2 protein-coding genes and 1 pseudogene are annotated in these 1809 nt (G+C 74.0%); 2 read left to right on the plus strand and 1 reads right to left on the minus strand.

What is annotated here, in order from left to right:
• A pseudogene (locus tag E1200_RS33040) lies at nucleotides 1-360 on the minus strand (hypothetical protein); the annotation flags it as partial.
• Between the two features lie 389 nt (nucleotides 361-749).
• On the opposite strand from E1200_RS33040, the gene E1200_RS33045 reads away from it, so the two are divergent.
• Both E1200_RS33045 and E1200_RS33050 read left to right on the plus strand, forming a co-directional pair.
• Complete coding sequence (locus E1200_RS33045) at nucleotides 750-1469, plus strand: lysophospholipid acyltransferase family protein (RefSeq protein ID WP_131956569.1); 720 nt, start codon at nucleotides 750-752, stop codon at nucleotides 1467-1469.
• A partial coding sequence (locus E1200_RS33050; RefSeq protein WP_243709050.1) for a DUF5931 domain-containing protein occupies nucleotides 1456-1809 on the plus strand: 354 nt, incomplete at its 3' end. The genes E1200_RS33045 and E1200_RS33050, both read left to right, overlap by 14 nt.

A 1809-nucleotide genomic window follows, 5' to 3' on the forward strand; every position in this document is an offset into this window, starting at 1 on the left:
GTCGCGGGGGTCGGTGAGGTCGCGGGGGTCGGCGAGGTCGGTCTCGGTGCGCTCGGCGTCGCCGCCGCGGGCGGCGGTGTCGCGCAGCCGGGCGAGGTGGGCGCGCAGGATGCCCTCGGCGGCCGGCTTCATGTCGACGTCCACGTACAGCCGGTCGAGGACGTCGCCCGCCATCGGGTCGCCCGCCGTGCCGCCCGCGCCCGCCGGACCGGCCGGGCCGGGCAGTCCGGACGGGGAGGTCGCGTACGCCGCGACGCCGGCCTCGCCGAGCGCCGCCAGCATCGCGTCGGCCAGGTGCGGGGCGAGGTCGACCAGCGGGGCGTAGGTGTCGGCCGACAGGCCGTTGCCACGGCGATTCAAGGGGCCGGCTCCTTCGACTCCCGCGTGACCGGCAGCACCGGCATGACGGCCTCCGCTCCCCCATCGACATGTGCCCGGCGGCGCCCCGGTTCGCGGCGGCACTCCGGACACCCTGAAACGTGTGTCCCACGGTATTCGCTGCGACGCCCGGAACAAGCCCCCCGGGCGTACCCGATTCAGATTTACGTTCAGAGCCTACGTTCATCCGGCGGCCCCGGGCGCCCCGGCGGCGGACGCGCCCGGCGGGGCGCCCGGCCCGGTGCCCGGCGGCGGTGCCGTACCGGCCGGTAGATCGGCGGGACGTGGAGTGGGAGGATGTCTCATCATCTCCCGTCGGCCAGGGGCCGGAGCGCTCACCCGGGGGCATCCGGTCCGAGGAAGGTCCCCGCATGCTCTGGTTCTGGATCCTGCTCCGGATCGTTCTGTCGCCCATCCTGTACCTCGGATGGTGGCCGCGGAACCGGGGGATGAAGAACGTCCCCAAGCGCGGTCCCGCGCTGATGGTGAGCAACCACCTGTCGTTCGCCGACCACTTCTTCGGCCCGCTTCCGCTGATGCGCCCGATCATCTTCATCGGCAAGGGCGAGTACTTCACCGGGAAGGGGCTCAAAGGGCTGATCAGCAAGGGGTTCATGACCGGCGTCGGCGTGGTGCCGGTGGACCGGACGGGCGGCACGGCCGCCGAGGCGGCGCTGCGGACCGGGCTGCGGATCCTCGCGGAGGGCAAGCTGCTCGGCATCTACCCGGAGGGCACCCGCGCCCCCGACAACCGGCTCTACCGGGGCAAGACCGGGGTGGCGCGGCTGGCGCTGCAGTCGCGGGTCCCGGTGATCCCGATGGCGATGATCAACACGTTCGAGATGATGCCGTCCGGCAAGAGGCTCCCGCGGCTCGGGGTGCGGCCGGGGGTCCGGTTCGGCGAGCCGATGGACTTCTCCCGCTACTACGGCCGCGAGGACGACAAGGAGGTCCTGCGCGAGGTCACCGACGAGATCATGCGGGCCATCCAGCGGCTGTCGGGCCAGGAGTACGTGGACCGCTACGCCGCCGAGGTGAAGGCGGAGATGGCGGGCAAGGCCGTGCGGCCCGTGACGGATGACGACGAGTAGCCGGGCGCCGGGACTGGGACTGGAGGCCGCGCTCTGGCGTGCCGTGGCGGTCTACCGGGGCCTTGCGCTCTGCTACGCCGCGGTCCTGGTCGCGATGAACTCCGGCGGGTACGCCCACCCGCTGGGCGGCTGGGCCGTCCTCGGCGTCATGGCGGCCTGGACGGCGTACTCGGTGCGGGCCTTCGCCGACCCGCGGCGGCGCGGGCGGCCGCTGCTGGCCGCCGACCTCGCGGTCGCGGCCGGGTGCCTGCTGGCGACGGCGTGGGTGGAGACGCCCGCGAACATCGCCGCCGGGCGGCCGACGCTGCCGGTGTCGTGGGTGGCGGCGGCGGTGCTGTCC

The organism is Actinomadura sp. GC306 (assembly GCF_004348665.1).
Lineage (GTDB): Bacteria > Actinomycetota > Actinomycetes > Streptosporangiales > Streptosporangiaceae > Spirillospora.